The organism is Paenibacillus allorhizosphaerae (assembly GCF_042659105.1).
Lineage (GTDB): Bacteria > Bacillota > Bacilli > Paenibacillales > NBRC-103111 > Paenibacillus_G > Paenibacillus_G allorhizosphaerae.
The window spans coordinates 95,175-112,843 of sequence record NZ_JBHSRV010000016.1; the positions used below are offsets into that span (position 1 = coordinate 95,175).

Annotated in this window: 22 protein-coding genes and 1 tRNA gene; 3 read left to right on the top strand and 20 right to left on the bottom strand. The window is 48.2% G+C overall.

Features of this window, described 5'->3' with window-relative positions; all coding sequences use genetic code 11:
* Positions 1–20: 20 nt before the first annotated feature.
* The 11 genes from ACFQI7_RS32235 to rpsF all read right to left on the bottom strand — a co-directional run bounded on the left by ACFQI7_RS32235 (position 21) and on the right by rpsF (position 9,455).
* The gene (locus ACFQI7_RS32235; protein ID WP_218101879.1) at positions 21–701 is read right to left on the bottom strand and encodes a hypothetical protein; all 681 of its coding nucleotides are present in this window, start codon (positions 699–701) and stop codon (positions 21–23) included.
* A gap of 188 nt (positions 702–889) precedes the next feature.
* Positions 890–2,173 carry an adenylosuccinate synthase gene (locus ACFQI7_RS32240; protein WP_218101880.1) on the bottom strand — a complete coding sequence of 428 codons (1,284 nt, stop codon included), beginning with the start codon at positions 2,171–2,173 and terminating at the stop codon, positions 890–892.
* A 249-nt stretch (positions 2,174–2,422) separates the two neighbouring features.
* Complete coding sequence (gene dnaB / locus ACFQI7_RS32245) at positions 2,423–3,781, bottom strand: replicative DNA helicase (protein WP_218101881.1); 1,359 nt, start codon at positions 3,779–3,781, stop codon at positions 2,423–2,425.
* A gap of 212 nt (positions 3,782–3,993) precedes the next feature.
* A complete protein-coding gene (rplI, locus tag ACFQI7_RS32250) occupies positions 3,994–4,437 on the bottom strand; it encodes a 50S ribosomal protein L9 (RefSeq protein WP_218101882.1) in 444 nt (147 codons plus the stop codon).
* On the bottom strand, positions 4,434–6,395 hold the full coding sequence (locus ACFQI7_RS32255; protein WP_218101883.1) for a DHH family phosphoesterase: 1,962 nt from the start codon (positions 6,393–6,395) through the stop codon (positions 4,434–4,436). Before ACFQI7_RS32255 ends, rplI begins: the two co-directional genes overlap by 4 nt.
* A 27-nt stretch (positions 6,396–6,422) precedes the next feature.
* Positions 6,423–7,361 (bottom strand): DUF2232 domain-containing protein, encoded by a 939-nt coding sequence (locus ACFQI7_RS32260; protein WP_377518241.1) that lies wholly within the window; start codon positions 7,359–7,361, stop codon positions 6,423–6,425.
* A complete protein-coding gene (locus ACFQI7_RS32265) occupies positions 7,358–7,660 on the bottom strand; it encodes a MazG-like family protein (RefSeq protein WP_218101884.1) in 303 nt (100 codons plus the stop codon). The genes ACFQI7_RS32260 and ACFQI7_RS32265 overlap by 4 nt, the downstream gene beginning before the upstream one ends.
* Before the next feature lie 93 nt (positions 7,661–7,753).
* The gene (locus tag ACFQI7_RS32270) at positions 7,754–8,170 is read right to left on the bottom strand and encodes a CBS domain-containing protein (RefSeq protein WP_218101885.1); all 417 of its coding nucleotides are present in this window, start codon (positions 8,168–8,170) and stop codon (positions 7,754–7,756) included.
* A gap of 156 nt (positions 8,171–8,326) precedes the next feature.
* Positions 8,327–8,608 carry a 30S ribosomal protein S18 gene (rpsR, locus tag ACFQI7_RS32275; RefSeq protein ID WP_218094174.1) on the bottom strand — a complete coding sequence of 94 codons (282 nt, stop codon included), beginning with the start codon at positions 8,606–8,608 and terminating at the stop codon, positions 8,327–8,329.
* A 48-nt stretch (positions 8,609–8,656) separates the two neighbouring features.
* Positions 8,657–9,133, bottom strand: a complete 477-nt coding sequence (gene ssb / locus ACFQI7_RS32280) for a single-stranded DNA-binding protein (RefSeq protein ID WP_218101886.1) — start codon at positions 9,131–9,133, stop codon at positions 8,657–8,659.
* A 37-nt stretch (positions 9,134–9,170) separates the two neighbouring features.
* Positions 9,171–9,455 carry a 30S ribosomal protein S6 gene (gene rpsF / locus ACFQI7_RS32285; protein ID WP_218094176.1) on the bottom strand — a complete coding sequence of 95 codons (285 nt, stop codon included), beginning with the start codon at positions 9,453–9,455 and terminating at the stop codon, positions 9,171–9,173.
* Positions 9,456–9,687: 232 nt separating this feature from the next.
* Here rpsF and ACFQI7_RS32290 point away from each other — a divergent pair, with 232 nt between their 5' ends.
* Both ACFQI7_RS32290 and ACFQI7_RS32295 read left to right on the top strand, forming a co-directional pair.
* Positions 9,688–9,873 carry a YjzC family protein gene (locus tag ACFQI7_RS32290; protein ID WP_218101887.1) on the top strand — a complete coding sequence of 62 codons (186 nt, stop codon included), beginning with the start codon at positions 9,688–9,690 and terminating at the stop codon, positions 9,871–9,873.
* A gap of 79 nt (positions 9,874–9,952) precedes the next feature.
* Positions 9,953–10,204: a hypothetical protein gene (locus ACFQI7_RS32295; RefSeq protein ID WP_218101888.1), complete on the top strand. Its 252-nt coding sequence runs from the start codon at positions 9,953–9,955 to the stop codon at positions 10,202–10,204.
* Positions 10,205–10,393: 189 nt separating this feature from the next.
* Here ACFQI7_RS32295 and ACFQI7_RS32300 read toward each other — a convergent pair.
* The 4 genes from ACFQI7_RS32300 to ACFQI7_RS32315 form a co-directional block, all read right to left on the bottom strand.
* Positions 10,394–10,484: transfer RNA gene (locus tag ACFQI7_RS32300), tRNA-Ser, on the bottom strand.
* 99 nt (positions 10,485–10,583) lie between these two features.
* Entirely contained in the window at positions 10,584–10,808 is a 225-nt protein-coding gene (locus ACFQI7_RS32305) for a DUF951 domain-containing protein (protein ID WP_218101889.1), read from the bottom strand.
* A 2-nt stretch (positions 10,809–10,810) separates the two neighbouring features.
* The gene (locus ACFQI7_RS32310) at positions 10,811–11,734 is read right to left on the bottom strand and encodes a mechanosensitive ion channel family protein (protein WP_218101890.1); all 924 of its coding nucleotides are present in this window, start codon (positions 11,732–11,734) and stop codon (positions 10,811–10,813) included.
* Positions 11,735–11,747: 13 nt separating this feature from the next.
* Positions 11,748–11,990, bottom strand: a complete 243-nt coding sequence (locus ACFQI7_RS32315) for a DUF3343 domain-containing protein (RefSeq protein ID WP_218101891.1) — start codon at positions 11,988–11,990, stop codon at positions 11,748–11,750.
* Positions 11,991–12,109: 119 nt separating this feature from the next.
* Here ACFQI7_RS32315 and yyaC point away from each other — a divergent pair, with 119 nt between their 5' ends.
* Positions 12,110–12,724 carry a spore protease YyaC gene (yyaC, locus tag ACFQI7_RS32320; protein WP_218101892.1) on the top strand — a complete coding sequence of 205 codons (615 nt, stop codon included), beginning with the start codon at positions 12,110–12,112 and terminating at the stop codon, positions 12,722–12,724.
* Here yyaC and ACFQI7_RS32325 read toward each other — a convergent pair.
* From ACFQI7_RS32325 to noc, 5 genes are all read right to left on the bottom strand, one after another.
* On the bottom strand, positions 12,699–13,193 hold the full coding sequence (locus ACFQI7_RS32325; protein WP_218101893.1) for a DUF4446 family protein: 495 nt from the start codon (positions 13,191–13,193) through the stop codon (positions 12,699–12,701). The genes yyaC and ACFQI7_RS32325 overlap by 26 nt on opposite strands.
* Before the next feature lie 31 nt (positions 13,194–13,224).
* Positions 13,225–14,379 carry an aminotransferase class V-fold PLP-dependent enzyme gene (locus ACFQI7_RS32330; RefSeq protein ID WP_218101894.1) on the bottom strand — a complete coding sequence of 385 codons (1,155 nt, stop codon included), beginning with the start codon at positions 14,377–14,379 and terminating at the stop codon, positions 13,225–13,227.
* A 103-nt stretch (positions 14,380–14,482) separates the two neighbouring features.
* A complete protein-coding gene (locus tag ACFQI7_RS32335) occupies positions 14,483–15,337 on the bottom strand; it encodes a ParB/RepB/Spo0J family partition protein (protein ID WP_218101895.1) in 855 nt (284 codons plus the stop codon).
* Positions 15,334–16,092, bottom strand: coding sequence for a ParA family protein (locus ACFQI7_RS32340; protein WP_218101896.1), 759 nt, complete (start codon positions 16,090–16,092; stop codon positions 15,334–15,336). Before ACFQI7_RS32340 ends, ACFQI7_RS32335 begins: the two co-directional genes overlap by 4 nt.
* Before the next feature lie 569 nt (positions 16,093–16,661).
* Positions 16,662–17,480 carry a nucleoid occlusion protein gene (gene noc, locus ACFQI7_RS32345; RefSeq protein WP_218101897.1) on the bottom strand — a complete coding sequence of 273 codons (819 nt, stop codon included), beginning with the start codon at positions 17,478–17,480 and terminating at the stop codon, positions 16,662–16,664.
* Positions 17,481–17,669: the final 189 nt, after the last annotated feature.

The following is a 17,669-nucleotide window of genomic DNA, read 5'->3' on the forward strand; positions in this document are numbered from 1 at the left end:
ATTCTATTTTGGGCGGGTTGTTACGGCGTTAATATCAGTTTTTGCAGCTCACTGTATTCTTCCGGCTTCAGCCGCTTCTGCAATAGTTGCTCCAGCTCTTTCAATTCCCCGCCGGTTATGCCGTCTTCGAGAATGAGCGAAATTTTTTGGATTTCCTCCGCAGGGACGCGGTTGGCCAGCACGGAAAATACTTTGGCTTTGTCCGTCTCGGACAGCTCATTTTTTTTCTTGGTGAATTCCTCCGCCGAAACGACCACCCGTCGCTCCTCATCCGCGGCACTGCCTTGTCCGGTCGATTGACGGCTCCACACGGCCACGGCATCCTCCGGCGGTTTGCGCTCCCCTTCCGCTCCTTTGCTGGTCGGATTATCCCCGTCCTTGCTCTGCTTCGAGCCGGTTTCCGAGGTGGACGAAGGATTTCCGCTTCCGCTTGTCCCGGCCGACACAGCCAAATCTTTCGGCTTCTCCGCGGTTTTACCCAGAGCCGCCCCATCCTGTCCAGCGAACGCGCTGAACTGCGACATAAAGCGTCCGGCAAACTGATTCCAGCTCAGCTGCTGGCTTGCCGGCCGCTCAATATGATATTGATCGAGCAGCATATCGACGTACGTATTGACCGCAAAAAAAGTCATGGCTACACAGCATAACGATGTAATCACCGTACTGACGGCCAGCTTCATCATCCACGTTATCCATTTCATTTTCCGTCCCAGCTCCCATCGCCTGTTGCCAACGGCAGCGCCGGCGCGTCTGTCCTTAAGCCCCGTTGTCAAAGTATGTATAGCTCTAGTATTGACCTTTTTCTGGGAAAACAATCGTCCGTGTACGCAAAAAGCCCCCGCTTCCGTTCATTGAACGGAAACAGGGGCTATCGGTTATCGTCTATTGTTTAATAAATCGGTTTGACCAGGTTCGTTTGTTCCCGGTTGCGGCCAACGGAGAAGATCGCAATCGGAATGCGGGTCAGCTCGGAAATCCGCTCGACATACCGTCTCGCATTTTCCGGCAAATCCTCCAGCTTGCGCACGCCGGACAAATCCTCGCTCCAGCCCGGCAGTTCTTCGTATACGGCTTCGCATTCGGCGAGCATCTTCAGGCTTGCCGGGTAATGCTCAATCACTTCGCCGCGGAATTTGTAGGCCGTGCAGATTTTCACCTTCTCCAGCCCCGCCAACACGTCGAGCGAGTTCAAGGACAAGCCGGTAATGCCGCTTACCCGACGAGCATGGCGCACAACGACGCTGTCGAACCAGCCTACGCGACGAGGTCTGCCTGTTACGGTGCCGTATTCGTTGCCGCGCTCGCGGATCCAATCGCCGGTCTCATTGTTCAGTTCCGTTGGGAAGGGGCCATCGCCGACACGAGTTGTATAAGCTTTCGCCACCCCGATGACTTGTTGAATTTTGGACGGGCCTACGCCGGAACCGATGCAGACGCCTCCTGCCGAAGGGTTGGAGGAAGTAACGAACGGATAAGTGCCTTGGTCGATATCGAGCATCACGCCTTGTGCGCCTTCGAACAATACTTTCTTACCGTCGTCGATCAAGTCGTTCAATACGACCGACGTATCCGTAACGTAAGGACGAATACGGTCGGCATAGCCGAGGTATTCTGTGATGATCGAATCCGCATCAAGCCCTTTGGAGCCGTATACTTGCTCGATCAACACATTTTTTTCGGCTACGAGGTGACGCACTTTGCGCGTGAACTCTTCCTCATCCAGCAAATCCGCGATCCGGATGCCGTTGCGAGCCGCTTTATCCATATAGCAAGGGCCGATCCCTTTGCGGGTCGTGCCGATCTTATTGTCGCCTTTGCGTTCCTCTTCCAATCCGTCAAGAACCAGATGGTACGGCATAATGACATGCGCGCGATCGCTGATCTTGAGGTTTTTCGTGGAGAAACCGTTATCGTGAATATACTGAATTTCTTCAAGCAGCGCGCCCGGGTTGACGACCATGCCGTTACCGATTACGCACGTTTTATCTTGATAGAAAATGCCCGATGGAATCATCGTCAGCTTGTACTTTTTATCTTTGATGAGAATCGTATGGCCCGCGTTGTTGCCGCCCTGATAGCGCGCTACCACTTCCGCAGATTCAGCCAAAAAATCGGTTATTTTACCTTTGCCCTCGTCTCCCCATTGGGTTCCGACAACCACTACCGTTGACATGTTTCACTTGCCCCCCGTGAGGTGGTATCCACCTGTTATTCGCCGTTAAGGCGCCATCGCACCATGACTAGTTTATCAGCACCGTGAAGCAAAGTCAACAAAAACGAACAATGGACCATAGCTATGGTTCATTGTTCGGAATTGGTTCGTATGTAAACGACTGCAGCACTTCATTGTCTATAAAAGCGTCTGCAGTCCGCATATTCGGATCATCTAAAGCAATGCCAGTGTTCCCCGTGCAACACACGTTTAACGCGCTGCCGCCATCTCCTGATGCGTCCGGTCCAACGTGACGAATTTATTGTAATTCTTCAGGAAAGCGAGCTCTACGGTGCCTACCGGGCCGTTACGCTGCTTGGCGATAATGATCTCGATAATGTTCTTCTTCTCGGATTCTTTGTCGTAGTAGTCGTCCCGGTATAAAAATGCAACGATATCGGCGTCCTGCTCGATCGAACCGGATTCCCGAAGGTCGGACATCATCGGCCGTTTGTCCTGTCGCTGCTCCACGCCCCGGCTGAGCTGCGACAGCGCAATGACGGGCACGTCAAGTTCACGGGCGATTTGTTTGAGCGTACGGGAAATTTCCGATACTTCCTGCTGCCGGTTATCGCCTTTGCCGCGGCCGTGAATAAGCTGCAAGTAATCGATCAGAATCATCCCAAGCCCCTTCTCCTTCTTCAGGCGGCGGCACTTCGCACGAATGTCCGCTACCGTTACTGAAGGAGAATCGTCGATATATATGTTCGCTTCCGACAGCGAACCGATCGCCATCGTCAGCTTCTCCCAGTCGTCAGGCTCCAGGAAACCGGTCCGCATCCGTCCGGCGTCAACGTTCGCTTCCGCGCATATCATCCGCTGAACAAGCTGTGGGGCGCCCATCTCGAGACTAAAAATCGCCACCGTTTCCTTCTCCCGCACGCCGACATTTTGCGCGATATTCAAGGCAAAAGCCGTCTTACCTACGGATGGACGGGCCGCGACAATGATCAAATCCGAACGCTGGAAACCCGATGTCATCTTGTCCAAATCGGTGAATCCCGAGCGGATCCCCGTCGTACTTCCCTTTTGGTTATATAGAAATTCTACTTTATCGAATACTTCCATCAGCACGTCTCTGATGGCGACAAAACCGGCGCCGGAACGTGCCTGGGATATCTCCATAATGCGCTGTTCCGCATCGCTTAACAGCGTCCCGACTTCATCCTCGCCGGCATAACCGTTCGTTACGATTTGCGTAGCGGCGCGGATCAACCGGCGCAGCATCGACTTCTCTTCTACGATCTGCGCGTAGTAATCGACGTTCGCCGCGGTTGGCACCGCATTCGCCAGCTCGGAAAGATAACTGATTCCCCCAACATCTTCCAGCTGCTTTTTGTCTTGCAGACGTGCTGTCAACGTAACAAGATCGACCGGCTCGTTCGCCTCCGCAATCTCGATCATCGCTTCGTAGATGAACCGGTGCGACGGGCGATAAAAATCATCGACCTGCACCCGCTCCATCGCCGTAACCAATGCGTCGCCGTCGAGCAAAATCGCGCCGAGCACCGCTTGTTCGGCTTCCACATTTTGCGGAGGGATGCGATCCATAAACAGATTCTCGTTCATCCGTCTTCCTCCCCCTACCTATCCTGTAACTCCGTATCATTTACAGTGATTCCGCGCTGACACACGGAATGAAGCGTCTAACAACCGCCATACTCCACCACATGCCGCTCACGAAACAAACAGCGGGCCGGCTATTGTTCCGGCCGGCCCGCTGTCTATGTGCCTAGCCCCTTCCACCAGGGACCAGGGCAGCTGTTTTCCCCTGGAGCAGATTACTCTTCTACGACTTGCACCTTCAGCTTCGCGGTTACTTCCGGATGCAGCTTCACGGCAACCTCGGTCACGCCCAGCGTGCGGATCGGGTCGTCCATCACAATTTTCCGCTTATCGATCTTGATTCCAAGCTTTTCGAGCGCTTCCCCTACTTGCTTGTTCGATACGGCGCCGAACAGCCTTCCGTCCGCTCCGGACTTCGCCTTGACCTGGACCGTCAGCTCGCCGAGCTTCTGCCCAAGCTCTTGTGCGGTCGCCTTTTCCTGTGCCTTCTTGTTTTCTTCCGCTTTCTTCTGCAAGTCAAGCGTCTTCATCGCGCCGTCGCTTGCAGGTACGGCAAGCTTTTGTTTTAATAAGAAGTTATTGGCGTATCCTTCGGATACTTCCTTCACTTCGCCCTTTTTTCCTTGTCCTTTAACGTCCTTCAATAAGATGACTTTCATTCGAAAAGCCCCTCCTCCGCATGAATCTCGCTAAGTACTTGCTTGAGCCGCTGCGTTGCTTCCGCCACCGTTCCTTCCAGCTGCGTCGCCGCATTGGTCAGATGGCCGCCGCCGCCAAGCCGCTCCATCACGACCTGAACGTTCATCTGCCCCAGCGATCTGGCGCTGATGCCGATCAGTCCGTCCGGCCGTTCGCTAATGACAAACGATGCCATTATGCCTGTCATAGTTAACAATGTATCAGCTACTTGAGCAATGAGCAACTGAGAATATTTGCGTCCCGGCTCATTGACCGCCAAGGCGATATGATCGAAGATCACCACGGCGTTCTTAATAATTTCCGCTTTCTGGATATAAGAGTCCAGATCTTCTTTGAGCAGCCGCTGAATCATCGTGGAGTCTGCACCGTTCCTTCGCAGGAATGACGCCGCTTCAAACGTCCTTGCGCCGGTGCGCAGACTGAAGCTCTTCGTATCCACGACGATGCCCGCGAGCAGTGCCGTCGCTTCGAGCACGCCCATCGTGAGCCGCTCGTGGAAATATTGCAGCAGCTCGGTCACCAGCTCGCAGGTCGATGAAGCGTAAGGCTCCATGTAGACGAGTGTCGCGTCATGGATAAAATCTTCGCTGCGTCGGTGATGGTCCACGACCACCTTGCGCGACGTCATCTGCAGCAGCCGCGGCTCCGGCGTCATCGCCGCACGATGCGTATCGACAATGACCGTCAGGGATCGACCGTTCGTAATTTGCATCGCCTGTTCCGGCGTAATAAACCACCGGTTCAGCTTCTCGTCCTCATAGATGATCTCCATCAGCTTCTGAATGGACGGGTTGACGCCTTCCAGTACGATGTAGCCTTCTTTATTGCTCACGTGCGCCATCTTCAATACCCCGATGGCCGCGCCGATCGAATCCATGTCCGGATTGCGATGGCCCATAATAAGCACTTTCTCGCTCTCTTTAATCAAATCGCGCAGCGCATGCGAGATGACCCGCGCCCTGACGCGCGTGCGCTTCTCGATCGCATTCGTTCGTCCGCCGTAGAACGACAGCCGTTCGCCCACTTTGACCGCCGCCTGGTCCCCGCCGCGGCCAAGCGCCATGTCAAGCGACGTTTGCGCCCATTGTCCGAGCTCCGTCAGTGAGGAAGCTCCGGAAGCAATACCGACGCTAAGCGTCATCGGCAGCTTGTTCTCGATCGTAATGTCGCGCACTTCGTCCAATATTTCAAACCGCGACTGCTCCAGCGCCTTCAGCCCTCTTTGATCCATCAACACCATATACCGGTCCGAAGCGGTACGGCGCAAGTACAAGTTGTTTTTTTGCGCCCATTCGGTAATTTCGCCGGTTACCTTCGCCATCATGATGCTGCGTGTCTGATCGTCAATGCCTTGCGTCGCTTCCTCCAGATTATCCATCATGACCAAGCCGATAGCCAGCTTCTCTTCTTCGTAACGCCTTTGCAACGACTTGATCAGCGTAATGTCCGTGAAGTACAGCAGCCGCTCTTCCGTCTTAAGCTGAACCTCATACTTCCGTTTGTCGATGTCAATCTCGAGCCTCGTATCCTTATCCTTCCGCGTCTTCAGCGCAGGGAACTGTTCCAGCACCGATTCGCCGATCAAGGAATCCATCCCGACCATTTTCGCTACAAACGGGTTGTGCCATTCGATCATTTTCTCTTCGTTATAGAGCAGTATGCCGATGGGCAATTCGTGAATGACTTCGCTGCCCGCCCGCTTCACCCGATGTGACAACGTCGCTACGTAATGGTTCAAATCTTTGCGGAACGCCTGCTCCGCCCTCAGCGTGAAATAGCCCAGCGTGCCCGCAAGCACCAAGGCTACCACACCAACCTGCCACTGATAGATGAATAGGATAAAAATCAGCATCGTCAGCAGGGCGTAGATCCATACGATATGCATACCGTGCCAACGTTTTAACAGGAATTTCGGCATTTCATTCGCTCCTAATCCCTATAAGGTTCACTTGCGAGTCAATCGGTCCCGGATCGGAAACGCCACATCGAACACACCGAGCAGACTGAACAGAAAATAGGCCGGCGGGAAAAACAACAGCAGCAGGATGCCGATAATCGGCACCACCTTATTCCAGCGATTCACATGCGCGATATAGAAGAGAAACGACAACGCTTGAAGCGCAAAGGCCGCCGTCAGCAGCGGCAGCAAATTGAGCAGCATCGTAAATACGATCGACTTCGAATCGCGCACGAACATTTCCAATATGAGAGCAATCAAATAAAACCAGACGAACGATTTGGGCAGCATCCAATCCCGAATCGGTTTGAACGCCGGTATCGACTCTCCTGAACGTACAAGTGCCTTGCGGGCAAGCCAGTGCGATATGACCACATAAAACAGCGAGAAGCCGATCATATACAGCGGCAGCATTTGTACCATCAACTGCACGAGCGTATCCAGATCAATCGCCATGACGCTTTGCAATTGCGCCGGCAGCGTCTGCACGCTGTCGATCATGAACTGCTTCATCTTGCTGACAGGCTCAAGTCCCAGCATATTGCTAACGATCAGGCTTAACAGCAGCTCGGCAAGCAGCGTTACCGTTCCTACGGTGAGCACCATACGCGCCGGAGCGCGCTTCTTAAACAAGTTGCCCATCTGGATGACAGGCGGTAAAAAAAACAACGAGATCGATACCATGATCGCCCCGACCCAACCGGCCAACAACATGGAAGACAGCACATAAACGACAGCCAGACAAGCGATATAATGTATTAAAAAACGCTGCGTTCTCAGCTTCACATACATAACAAGCACCGGCACCATCAATAAACATGCAGTGATCAGGTTGATCGGCGGCAGGATGATCGATAATAATAATACAATGTAGGCGATGCTCCAGCCGAGCATTCGCGACTTTGTCGTACCTTCCAAGCCGTTCACCTCTTACGCAAATGTTCTTCCACAGCGGATATATCGCCGTACCATTCTTCGAGCTGATGCCCTTCCTGACGGTGTTTTTTCATTTTGTCCAGCACCGCCTCGTCCAAACTGTGAAGCGAAACGCCTAGACGGCGACCGAGGATGTAGCAGCACGCAACGAGGCTGGCCAGTCCATCCACGATTTTATGATGGTTCCCTTCCCAAATGCCTTTGAGCAAGTGCGCCATTTGATCGACGATTTCCGTTTTGAGCCATTCGATAATTTTTGCGTGTCTGGCCAAATCGACGTCTCTATCCATAAGATGCCGCCCTCCCTAACCGGAATTGGCTTTCCAACGTCCCCCATCTCAGTCGTGCTATTTGTGTCACATTAGTTAATTATACCACACTTTTCATACTCTTTGCTCAGACTGCCACAGCTTGAAGCAATAATCGATGATTTCTCTTCTGCGGATAATTCCGATAAATACGCCTTGATCGTCGATCACCGGTACGTAGTTTTGGTTTGTAGCCAGCGTGATCAAATCCTGCATTTGTTGATCGATTCGCACCGGCTTAATCGTCATATGCTGCGCTACGTCTTTCAGTTGTACCTTATGTGCATGCTCGAATCCGATCTCGGGCGAATGTTTCAATTTCCAAAGCAAGTCCCCTTCTGTTATCGTTCCCACATACTTTCCTTCTTCATCAATTAACGGAACTGCGGAATAGCGGTGGTACTCCATCCGTTCGAGCGCCTGCCGCATCGTGGAATGAGGCGATAAAAAAATAACTTGATCTTTGGGCACCAGAAAAAATGCAATGTTCAACGGTTCTCCCTGCCTTTCTACTTCTAACAACTTGCGTTTTGCCCACCTCTCCATCATAACATGTTACGCCTCCGGTTGAAACTTTAGACGGGTGTCTCTTATTCGCAAACAAAAAGAGCTGCCGGCATCCGCCGACAGCTCTTTCGTGCTCATATCTTATTCCGTTGTGTAAGGCAGCAATGCGATTTGACGCGCGCGTTTGATCGCGATCGTCAGGGCACGCTGATACTTCGCGGAAGTACCGGTCACACGGCGAGGAAGAATCTTGCCGCGCTCGGAGATGAACTTTTTAAGCGTTTCGATATCTTTATAATCAATGTGCTTAATTTTGTTCACAGTGAAGTAGCAAACTTTACGGCGCTTTCCGCCTTTTTTGCCGCGGCCGCTGAACTTTCTTTCACCGCGATCTTCAAAGTTGCGTTCTCTTCTTTGTTCCATGGTGCATTCAGTCCTTTCTACGTGGAATGTTCGTTCACCGTTCTTGTTTTAGAACGGCAAATCATCATCGGAAATATCAATCGGTTTCCCGTCATCCTGGAACGGATCCTGGTTGTTTCGTCCTCCGCCGTAGTTTCCACGGTTTCCGCCTCCACCGTCGCCGCTCGGAGCGCCCATTCCCATGCCTTCGTCGCGGTTGCCGCTGTTTGCCGATTCCAAGAAACGCACATTATCTGCAATGACCTCCGTCACGTATACGCGTCGGCCCTCATTGTTATCATAGTTACGTACTTGAATGCGGCCTTCAACTGCGGCCAGACGTCCTTTGCGAAGGTAATTCGCACAGGTCTCCGCCAATTGACGCCACGTGACGACCGGAATAAAATCCGCTTCGCGCTGGCCTTGATTGCTGGAAAATGGTCGGTCTACGGCAAGCGTGAACTGGGTTACAGCCACACCTGCGGGCGTATAGCGCAATTCGGGGTCGCGTGTCAGCCTGCCGATCAGAATTACACGATTCAACATCCGTATTCCCTCCCGGATTCGATTACGGCACGAGGCCTTAAGCTACGTCTCTAACGATCAGGTAACGAATGATTTCGTCGGAAATCTTCATTACGCGGTCAAGCTCGTTAACGATCTCGTTGTTTGCGTTGAATTGCACCAACACATAATGACCGTCACGAATCTTGTTGATCTCATACGCAAGACGGCGCTTACCCATCACATCGTGCTTCGTAATTTCGCCACCGTTGTTGATGATGTTTTGGAACTTCTCCACCGTAGCCTGAACAGCTTCCTGTTCCAGGTCTGGACGGATGATGTACATCACTTCATATTTGCGCATGTTGCCACCTCCTTTTGGACTATGGCCCTCGAATCGGCTTGTACCGTCAAGAGCAAGGAGCGAGTAAATAGGTTCCCCAAACTCGCACCATAATACTATAGCAAAATTGCCCGCCTAAAGCAAGCGAAACCGAGGATCGATACGGCTTGCGTCTTTGGAAATTATTTATGCTTATGCTTCTTCTCGCTTAAGGAAAATCTAACAGTACACCAACTACAGGAGGTGACCTGCCATGGGTGAATGGAGTCAATTCCGTCCGGGCGACCAGGCGCCGAACGACGGTGAATATATGGAAATCGGCGAAGATGCCTTCCATATGGGGATCAACAACCCGAAAATCATCACCTTGCAAAAAGGCGACAAATTCCCGATGACAACGAATCATAACCGCAAATGGAAAAAAGTTTTCCGCGGCTGATGCCTTGCCTTTCCCCTTCCTGCTGGTAAACACAGGCGGGGGAATCCCCATTTATTAACCTACACAAAGGAGAACCTTTATGCGATATAAATATACAAGAACTTTAACATTGATCAGCATAGCGCTGTGCATCCTTCACTTTTTCGGTCATGAGTATGATCCGATCTATTTGCTTTTTTACGCGCTCAGCGTGCCGGCCTGGTTTTATCCGATCTTTAAGTATACCCATATTAATCCGCTATTGCTTTATATGTTGACCATCTTATCCTGGGCCGTCATCGGATACGTTATCGACCGGTTTGCCGTTACCCGCCGTTCCCGCAGCCGTTAGTAAATGTGGACTTTCAAAAACGGACCCTTTCGGGTCTTTTTTTCATACTAAATCATGAATGATATAACACTTTTCCAATATTTTAATTTCCTATATAATAGGATTGTCGAAATGCGGAAATAAATCGGATTCGTGCGCATTCGAGGACAATAAAAAAACGACCGACAGGTCGTTTGGTTTGTTTATGTATGGCGGAAAGAGTGGGATTCGAACCCACGCACGGCTTGCGCCGCCTAGCTGATTTCGAGTCAGCCCCCTTGGGCCTCTTGGGTACCTTTCCGCGTCCAAAAAAGGGGACAAGAGTTATAATACCACATCATTATTCTTTTTGGCAAGTCCTGATGACGAAATATTCATAACCGAATTCCGACGAGTCCGACTACAATTCTTCGGATGATTGAGCCGCTTCAGTCGATGCCGAGCGCAGCACCTTTTTCAACTTACTTTCGAATTTGGCCCGCGGTACCAAGACACTGTGCTTGCAACCGACGCATTTGATACGAATATCCATGCCGAGCCGAATGATTTCCATTTCATTAGTACCGCACGGATGAGGCTTTTTCATTTGGACGATGTCGCCCAATTGATATTGTTTCTTTTCCATCGTCATTCCGCCCTTTCCGTTTTATGATACGTAACCAATCTCGGGTATGGCATTTCCAGGCCGTGCTCGCGGAATGCTTTCTTAATTTCCGCATTGAGCTGTCTTGCAACCGCATGCTGTGTTACAGGCTTGCACTCTACCGTAACACGCAATGTCACTTCCGAAGCACCAAGCATTTGTACTCCTAGCAATTCCGGTTCCTTCACCATATTCGTATCTTTCTCGTAATGTTTTTTTACCGTTTGCTCCAATATTCTCATCGCTTCGTCAATGTCCGACTCATGCGAAACCATGACATCCACAACGGCAAGCGAATTATGTATGGAATAATTTGTAACTTGCGTAATCGTGCCGTTCGGGATGATGTATTCTTCTCCCGTCCAGCTTTTGATCCTCGTCACCCGCAAGCCGATCTCTTCCACCGTTCCCCGGTAAGTCCCGATTTGAATGACGTCGCCGACCGCGAATTGATCTTCGAATATAATAAAAAAACCGGTAATAACATCCTTTACCAAGCTCTGGGCGCCGAACCCGACAGCCAGTCCGACGACGCCTGCCCCAGCAAGCACCGGTGCCAAGCTAACGCCGAACTGATTTAAAATCATTAAAATCATAATGAAATTAACAACATACGTTACAATGTTCCCTACCAGCTTGGCTATGGTCTTCGTCCGTCTCGTATCAAACTTCAAAGGGCTTTTTTCCCGTTCAATCATCATGTGCTGTAAAGCTTTATTGGCGATTTTGGTAATAATGCGCGCCGCAATATAAATAATAATAATCTTGATGATTGCCAGCAATAGTCCCGTCCATATTTCCGGATCCGTTACATAGCTGACGGTCTTCGTTTTTACCTCATTCCAAATCCCGGACCATTCCCGGGTCGAGTTTCCCTCCGCCTGTAGCTTTTGCATGATTTGATCCATTTGGGGTCCCACCTCATAGCACTATCATAACATAATTATTTTCCACTTTGCTAAAAATGCCGCGAATCTCAACGTGCTCCTCTTTGACGATTTTTTTCACTTCTTCGAGCGCTTCCTCCGGAAATTCAAGCGACAATGCACAGCCAGCCGTTATCTCTTTAGGCGTGGGACACATGTCGTTGTCGATATCGGCGTACTCCAACAGCATTTCGGCTCGCAACGCTTGCTGCGTTGAATCAAAGGCCATCAATAACATGGCTCCCACCCCTCTTTATTTTCTTCTCAACGTATAAAATCTAGCTTTCAATCGTATACTAGTAACAATTATTTCCTGAATATTACAAGATCGCTGCGATCTTCATGGGAGGCATTGCTATGAAACTACCTTTTACGAAAGATGCTAGTAAAACGAAAGAGAATGAAATCATGAAAATCTCCCATTCCGAGTCCAATTGTATCGAACTGGTAACCGAACGATTGTGCTCTTCCTTGCAGCAAGTTCCTGCGCACCAGCCGATTGTCGTCGTTTGCGTAGGTACGGATCGCTCCACTGGCGACGCCCTTGGTCCTCTTGTCGGCACGCATCTCAAAAAACAAAACATCGACGGGCTTCATCTTTACGGCACATTGGAACATCCGGTTCATGCCATGAATTTGAACGATACGCTGACTACAATTCATCAGCACTTCAACAATCCTTACATTATTGCAGTCGATGCTTGCCTTGGCCAATTGACGAGCGTGGGCTTTATTCAGATCGGCCAAGGTCCGGTTAAGCCTGGCGCCGGCGTCAATAAAGATCTTCCCCCTGTCGGAGACATGCATGTTACAGGAATTGTAAATGTTGGTGGGTTCATGGAATATTTTGTGTTGCAAAATACACGTCTCAGCTTGGTGATGACGATGGCTGAAACAATCGCAAAATCGTTTTACTCCGCATTAACGAACAGGCATCGCTGGGATGCTAGCTCTTTAGCACGCATCGAGTGATCGCTTCTTTTTCTTCCGGAGACAATGCGTACGGGGATAGACCTTGTTCCACCGGCTTTGCATAGACGTATGTTTGTTCGCGATTATGTATTCCTGACAAGATTACTCCGCTCTGAGAATCGTCCAGAATAGCGATGGAAAAGCTCAAATCGCTTCCGCTTTCCGCAAATGCATTATAACGTAAAATCTGTATATTGGACTTCATCCCTCTCATACGCTCCTGCATCTGCTGAAGCGTATGTTCGATTTTCGCCATTTGGTCTTCTTGTGTGTTTCCTTTTTCTTGCATTCGAATCAATATTTGTTCAATGTCCGCATCTCGATCACCGTTCAACATCATTTTGTAGCTTTTCCTTAGTTTGTTTAACTTTACCCATAAAGTAATAAGCAAAATTAAAAAAATCAAAAAGATGATGCCAACGCCAAGCAACAGCACTTCAGTGGGTATTTGTGTTATCGTTTCCCCCATTTATACTTATCCCCCTACCGCTTTACAGCCTCTATGCCATATGATTGGCAATTTCTTTTACTGCATGAATTAACTGATCAATATCAGAGTCCGTATTGAAATAGCCAATGCTTGCTCGAACGGCCCCTCTCTCCATCGTCCCCGCCATTTCATGCGCTAAAGGCGAACAATGATAACCGGCTCTCACTGCGATGTGAAACGTTTGATCAAGTATGAACGCGACTTCCGACGAGTCGGCTTCTGCAATGGTAAACGATACGATTCCCGTTTTATTTTGTCCCAATTCCGGGCCCAATATGGAAACTCCATGAATTGCCATTAACCCCTCCATCAATCTTTGCGTTCCGTTCCATTCTTTATGATGAATTGCTTCCGTTCCTTCTTGCAATACGAATTTGACCCCTTCATTTAAGCCTGCAATTCCTACCGTATTTTGCGTTCCGGCTTCGTATCTGTCGGGACGCACCGTCGGTTGGTCAATCGCCTCGGACTGGCTTCCGGTTCCTCCATGGAGCAGTGGCTCCAGCTCCAAGTCGGGATGTATATATAACCCCCCGGTACCTTGTGGGCCAAGCAATCCTTTATGTCCCGGAAAAGCAAGCATATCGATACCCATAAGTCCTACATCAATCGGTATCGTTCCAGCCGTTTGCGCAGCATCGACAAGCAGCCGTACTCCTTTGTCCTTGCATAATTGTCCGATTTCTGCAATCGGCAATATGCTGCCAAGCAGGTTCGATCCATGGGTACATATAACCAATCGTGTGTTATCCCTAAACTCTTTTGCTATGTCGTCAACGGAAAGTTCACCTTTCTCGTCTGTTTTTACATATGACACTTTCAATCCTTTTGTTTTTTTCAAATACTCCAACGGGCGCCGGACCGAATTATGCTCAATTGCAGTGCAGATCACATGATCCCCTTCTTGAATATAACCTTTTATCGCTATATTTAGTGACATCGTCGTATTCAATGTATATGATATATCGTTTGGGTTTTTAATCCTGAATAATTTAGCCAAATTTTTCCTGCCATCGAACAAAACTCTGCTCGCTTTTACCGCCATTTCATGACTGCCTCTACCCGGATTTGCAGCATACTGTTCCATACACTGCATCATCGCCTCCATCACTTTCGGTGGTTTCGGCCACGATGAAGCGGCATGATCCATATAGACGATCGACATGGTTCAATCCCCCGTTCCAGCAAATTATGTATTGACATAAAGATAGCATACCTAGTTTGCCTGCTCTCTGCAAGCAGTATCCCAGGTATGCTATCGTCAGTCATTAGGATGTTTTCCCTTGTAGAAGTTCGAGCAATCGGTCCAAATCATCTTTTGAATAGTATAACAGCTCGATTTTACCTTTATTGTTGCTATGTCTTATTTTAACCGTCGTTCGGTACATTTCTCTCAAACTTTCTTCCAATTCGTTAATGTACGGATCTTTACGTTTTGGCTTCAATTTTGCTTTTTTGGAATCGTTCTTTTCTTCCAGCTTCTTTACTTCCTCTTCCAGTTCTCGAACGCTCCATTGTTCTTTGATCGCCGTATCCGCCAACGCTTTAATCAGCTTTTTATCCCGCAAACCGACTATCGCTTTCGCGTGTCCCATCGACAATGTTCCACGTGAAACATATTCTTTCACTTCTTCAGGCAGTTGAAGCAGTCGCAAAAAGTTTGCGATATGCGATCGGCTTTTCCCAACCTTCACAGCCAGAACTTCTTGAGTTATTGAAAATTGATCAATAAGCGCCTGATAAGCGACTGCGATTTCCATCGCGTTCAAATCTTCACGCTGGACATTTTCAATTAAAGCAATTTCCATTACTTGTTGATCGGTCAGTTTTTTTACTACAGAAGGAATCGTTGCTTGTCCACATACTTGAGACGCACGAAAACGCCTCTCCCCAGCAATGATCTCATAACCCTTCAACACACTTCTAACTATGATAGGTTGAATAACCCCGTGTTCTTTAATCGATGAGGCCAACTCTTGGATCGATTCTTCATTAAAATTGCGTCTTGGCTGATATGGGTTCGGTCGAAGCTGCGCTAATGGAATTTCTACGACTTTATCATCATCATTGATACTGAGAGCCGGCAGCAGCGCATCCAATCCTTTTCCTAACCGTTTACTCAAAGCGCAATCACTTCCTTTGCAAGCTCCATATACACTTCTGCCCCTTTGGATCTCGGATCGTAAGTGATAATCGACTGTCCATGGCTTGGAGCTTCGCTGAGTCTAACATTTCGTGGAATAATGGTTTGATATACTTTTTGCTGGAAATATTTTTTTACTTCCTCGATGACTTGCATTCCAAGATTCGTCCGTGCGTCAAACATCGTCAATAACACGCCCTCAATTTGCAGCGTTGTATTCAAATGCTTTTGCACCAGTCGAACCGTGTTCAATAATTGGCTCAAGCCTTCCAATGCGTAATACTCACATTGAATTGGTATAATGACCGAATCGGCCGCTGTCAACGAATTTACAGTAAGAATACCAAGCGAAGGCGGACAATCAATCAAAATATAATCGTACATATGCTTAACCAGCTGCAGCGATTTTTTTAACCGCACTTCTCTCGAGATCGTCGGCACGAGCTCAATTTCTGCACCAGCCAATTGAATGGTTGCTGGAATAATTTTCAAATTCGGAATGTTCGTATCGACTGTAGCATCTTTAGGATGCACATCATTAATAAGCACATCATAAATACAATAAGTGACGTCAGCTTTGCTAACGCCAATACCACTTGTCGTATTCCCTTGGGGATCAATATCTACGAGCAATACTTTCTTGCCTAGCGATGCAAGTGATGCACCCAAATTTACGGACGTCGTTGTTTTTCCCACTCCACCTTTTTGGTTGGTAATGGCGATTATCTTGGACAAAATCGTTTCACCTCTAATACACAATTAAATGTGTATGAATCTATTCATACTTCAATGATAGTAAACTTTATTAAAAGCAACGCATTCGAAGCAGCCTCTATTGCTCAACGCTTCTTATTAAAAGGCATTCTCTTCGCTACTCAAAATTCATCAAGTCATATTATTCAGGGAAAATACAAAACTATCATTCTATGAACGAAAATACATAGTAAAATAAACACAATCAGTTCACAACAAATACAGTTAGTGATTGTAAAAGCTACTCAATACACAAAAACAATAGAGCCTCACAATCTTTCACACTGTAAAGTGTACAATCGTCTTAGGAATGTACAACTGCTTTATTGTAAAAAACACAAATAATGACTTCGCTTGATCGTAATACATCGAAAAGACACAAGCTGCAAACATGTTCATAATCACAATTATTTTAAACTGCAGCACTAAGAGACACAACTAATCGCAATTATATACATATCTCTTATCAACAAAACAAGAAAAGAAAAGCCTCATTACGAGGCTATCGTTCTTCAACTACGATTTTATGAAATTGAATGCCTTTTACTATTTTACCTCTTTGGTATACGAATTACAATCTCATAATGATCATCATGATCTTGTTCGCTCGTATTAATCGGCAGCCCTGACGAGGCGACCATATCTACCGATTGTCTGATCGTATTCAGGGCTAGCCTTACGTCTTTCGAAAATGACACCCGTTTAGCTTTTCCCTTCGTTTTGGCCGACTCTTTCAGCAATGCGATCCGCGCTTCTGTCTGCTTAACGTTTAATTCTTTTGTAATAATCTCTTCCAACACTTTAAGTTGTAGATCCTCATGATCAAGTGCCAGTAATGCTCTGGCATGACGTTCTGTAATCTTCCGCTCAATCAATGCCATCTTCACCGGCTCGGACAAATGAAGCAATCTAATTTTATTTGCGATCGTCGATTGACTTTTACCTAATCTTTGTGCAAGGCTTTCTTGCGTAAGGCTGTGCAGATCGATCAGTTGCTGGTAAGCAATCGCTTCTTCAATAGCCGTCAAACCTTCACGCTGCAAATTTTCAATCAAAGCGATGGACGCTGCTTGCGAATCATTGAATTCTTTCACGATAGCAGGAATCGTATCATGCCCGAGCTTCCTGACTGCCCGCCAACGCCGTTCCCCTGCAATGATCTCAAACCGGTTATTGCGAACGCGCACAACGATAGGTTGAATAACACCATGTGTCTTAATGGTTTGCGATAGTTCCTCAATCCGTTCATCGTCAAAAATCGTTCTAGGTTGATACGGACTCGGTACGATGTCATTGACCGGAACGTTCTTCACTTCGTCTGGCGAAGCCTTATCGTTAAAACCGAACAATTTCGAAAGTTGTTCCTTCATTACGATAACCACCCGATCTCTTCACCGATAAATAATGTCTCTCTATATAAAGAATTCTCCAAAAATATCTAAATTCCTGCTATCATAAGCGACAACTTTATTGTAGGATTCTACAATTTAATGAACAATTATTCCTATCACTATCTTTTTTCAATAGCATGTATTAGATGGCATTGTTTACATTTTTAA

Bases quoted from the DNA above. Each gene is read 5' to 3' on its own strand.
- ACFQI7_RS32235 (WP_218101879.1), bottom strand. From the start codon at position 701: ATGAAATGGATAACGTGGATGATGAAGCTGGCCGTCAGTACGGTGATT.
- ACFQI7_RS32240 (WP_218101880.1), bottom strand. From the start codon at position 2,173: ATGTCAACGGTAGTGGTTGTCGGAACCCAATGGGGAGACGAGGGCAAA.
- dnaB (WP_218101881.1), bottom strand. From the start codon at position 3,781: ATGAACGAGAATCTGTTTATGGATCGCATCCCTCCGCAAAATGTGGAA.
- rplI (WP_218101882.1), bottom strand. From the start codon at position 4,437: ATGAAAGTCATCTTATTGAAGGACGTTAAAGGACAAGGAAAAAAGGGC.
- ACFQI7_RS32255 (WP_218101883.1), bottom strand. From the start codon at position 6,395: ATGCCGAAATTCCTGTTAAAACGTTGGCACGGTATGCATATCGTATGG.
- ACFQI7_RS32265 (WP_218101884.1), bottom strand. From the start codon at position 7,660: ATGGATAGAGACGTCGATTTGGCCAGACACGCAAAAATTATCGAATGG.
- rpsR (WP_218094174.1), bottom strand. From the start codon at position 8,608: ATGGAACAAAGAAGAGAACGCAACTTTGAAGATCGCGGTGAAAGAAAG.
- ssb (WP_218101886.1), bottom strand. From the start codon at position 9,133: ATGTTGAATCGTGTAATTCTGATCGGCAGGCTGACACGCGACCCCGAA.
- rpsF (WP_218094176.1), bottom strand. From the start codon at position 9,455: ATGCGCAAATATGAAGTGATGTACATCATCCGTCCAGACCTGGAACAG.
- ACFQI7_RS32290 (WP_218101887.1), top strand. From the start codon at position 9,688: ATGGGTGAATGGAGTCAATTCCGTCCGGGCGACCAGGCGCCGAACGAC.
- ACFQI7_RS32295 (WP_218101888.1), top strand. From the start codon at position 9,953: ATGCGATATAAATATACAAGAACTTTAACATTGATCAGCATAGCGCTG.
- ACFQI7_RS32305 (WP_218101889.1), bottom strand. From the start codon at position 10,808: ATGGAAAAGAAACAATATCAATTGGGCGACATCGTCCAAATGAAAAAG.
- ACFQI7_RS32310 (WP_218101890.1), bottom strand. From the start codon at position 11,734: ATGGATCAAATCATGCAAAAGCTACAGGCGGAGGGAAACTCGACCCGG.
- ACFQI7_RS32315 (WP_218101891.1), bottom strand. From the start codon at position 11,990: ATGTTATTGATGGCCTTTGATTCAACGCAGCAAGCGTTGCGAGCCGAA.
- yyaC (WP_218101892.1), top strand. From the start codon at position 12,110: ATGAAACTACCTTTTACGAAAGATGCTAGTAAAACGAAAGAGAATGAA.
- ACFQI7_RS32325 (WP_218101893.1), bottom strand. From the start codon at position 13,193: ATGGGGGAAACGATAACACAAATACCCACTGAAGTGCTGTTGCTTGGC.
- ACFQI7_RS32330 (WP_218101894.1), bottom strand. From the start codon at position 14,379: ATGTCGATCGTCTATATGGATCATGCCGCTTCATCGTGGCCGAAACCA.
- noc (WP_218101897.1), bottom strand. From the start codon at position 17,480: ATGAAGGAACAACTTTCGAAATTGTTCGGTTTTAACGATAAGGCTTCG.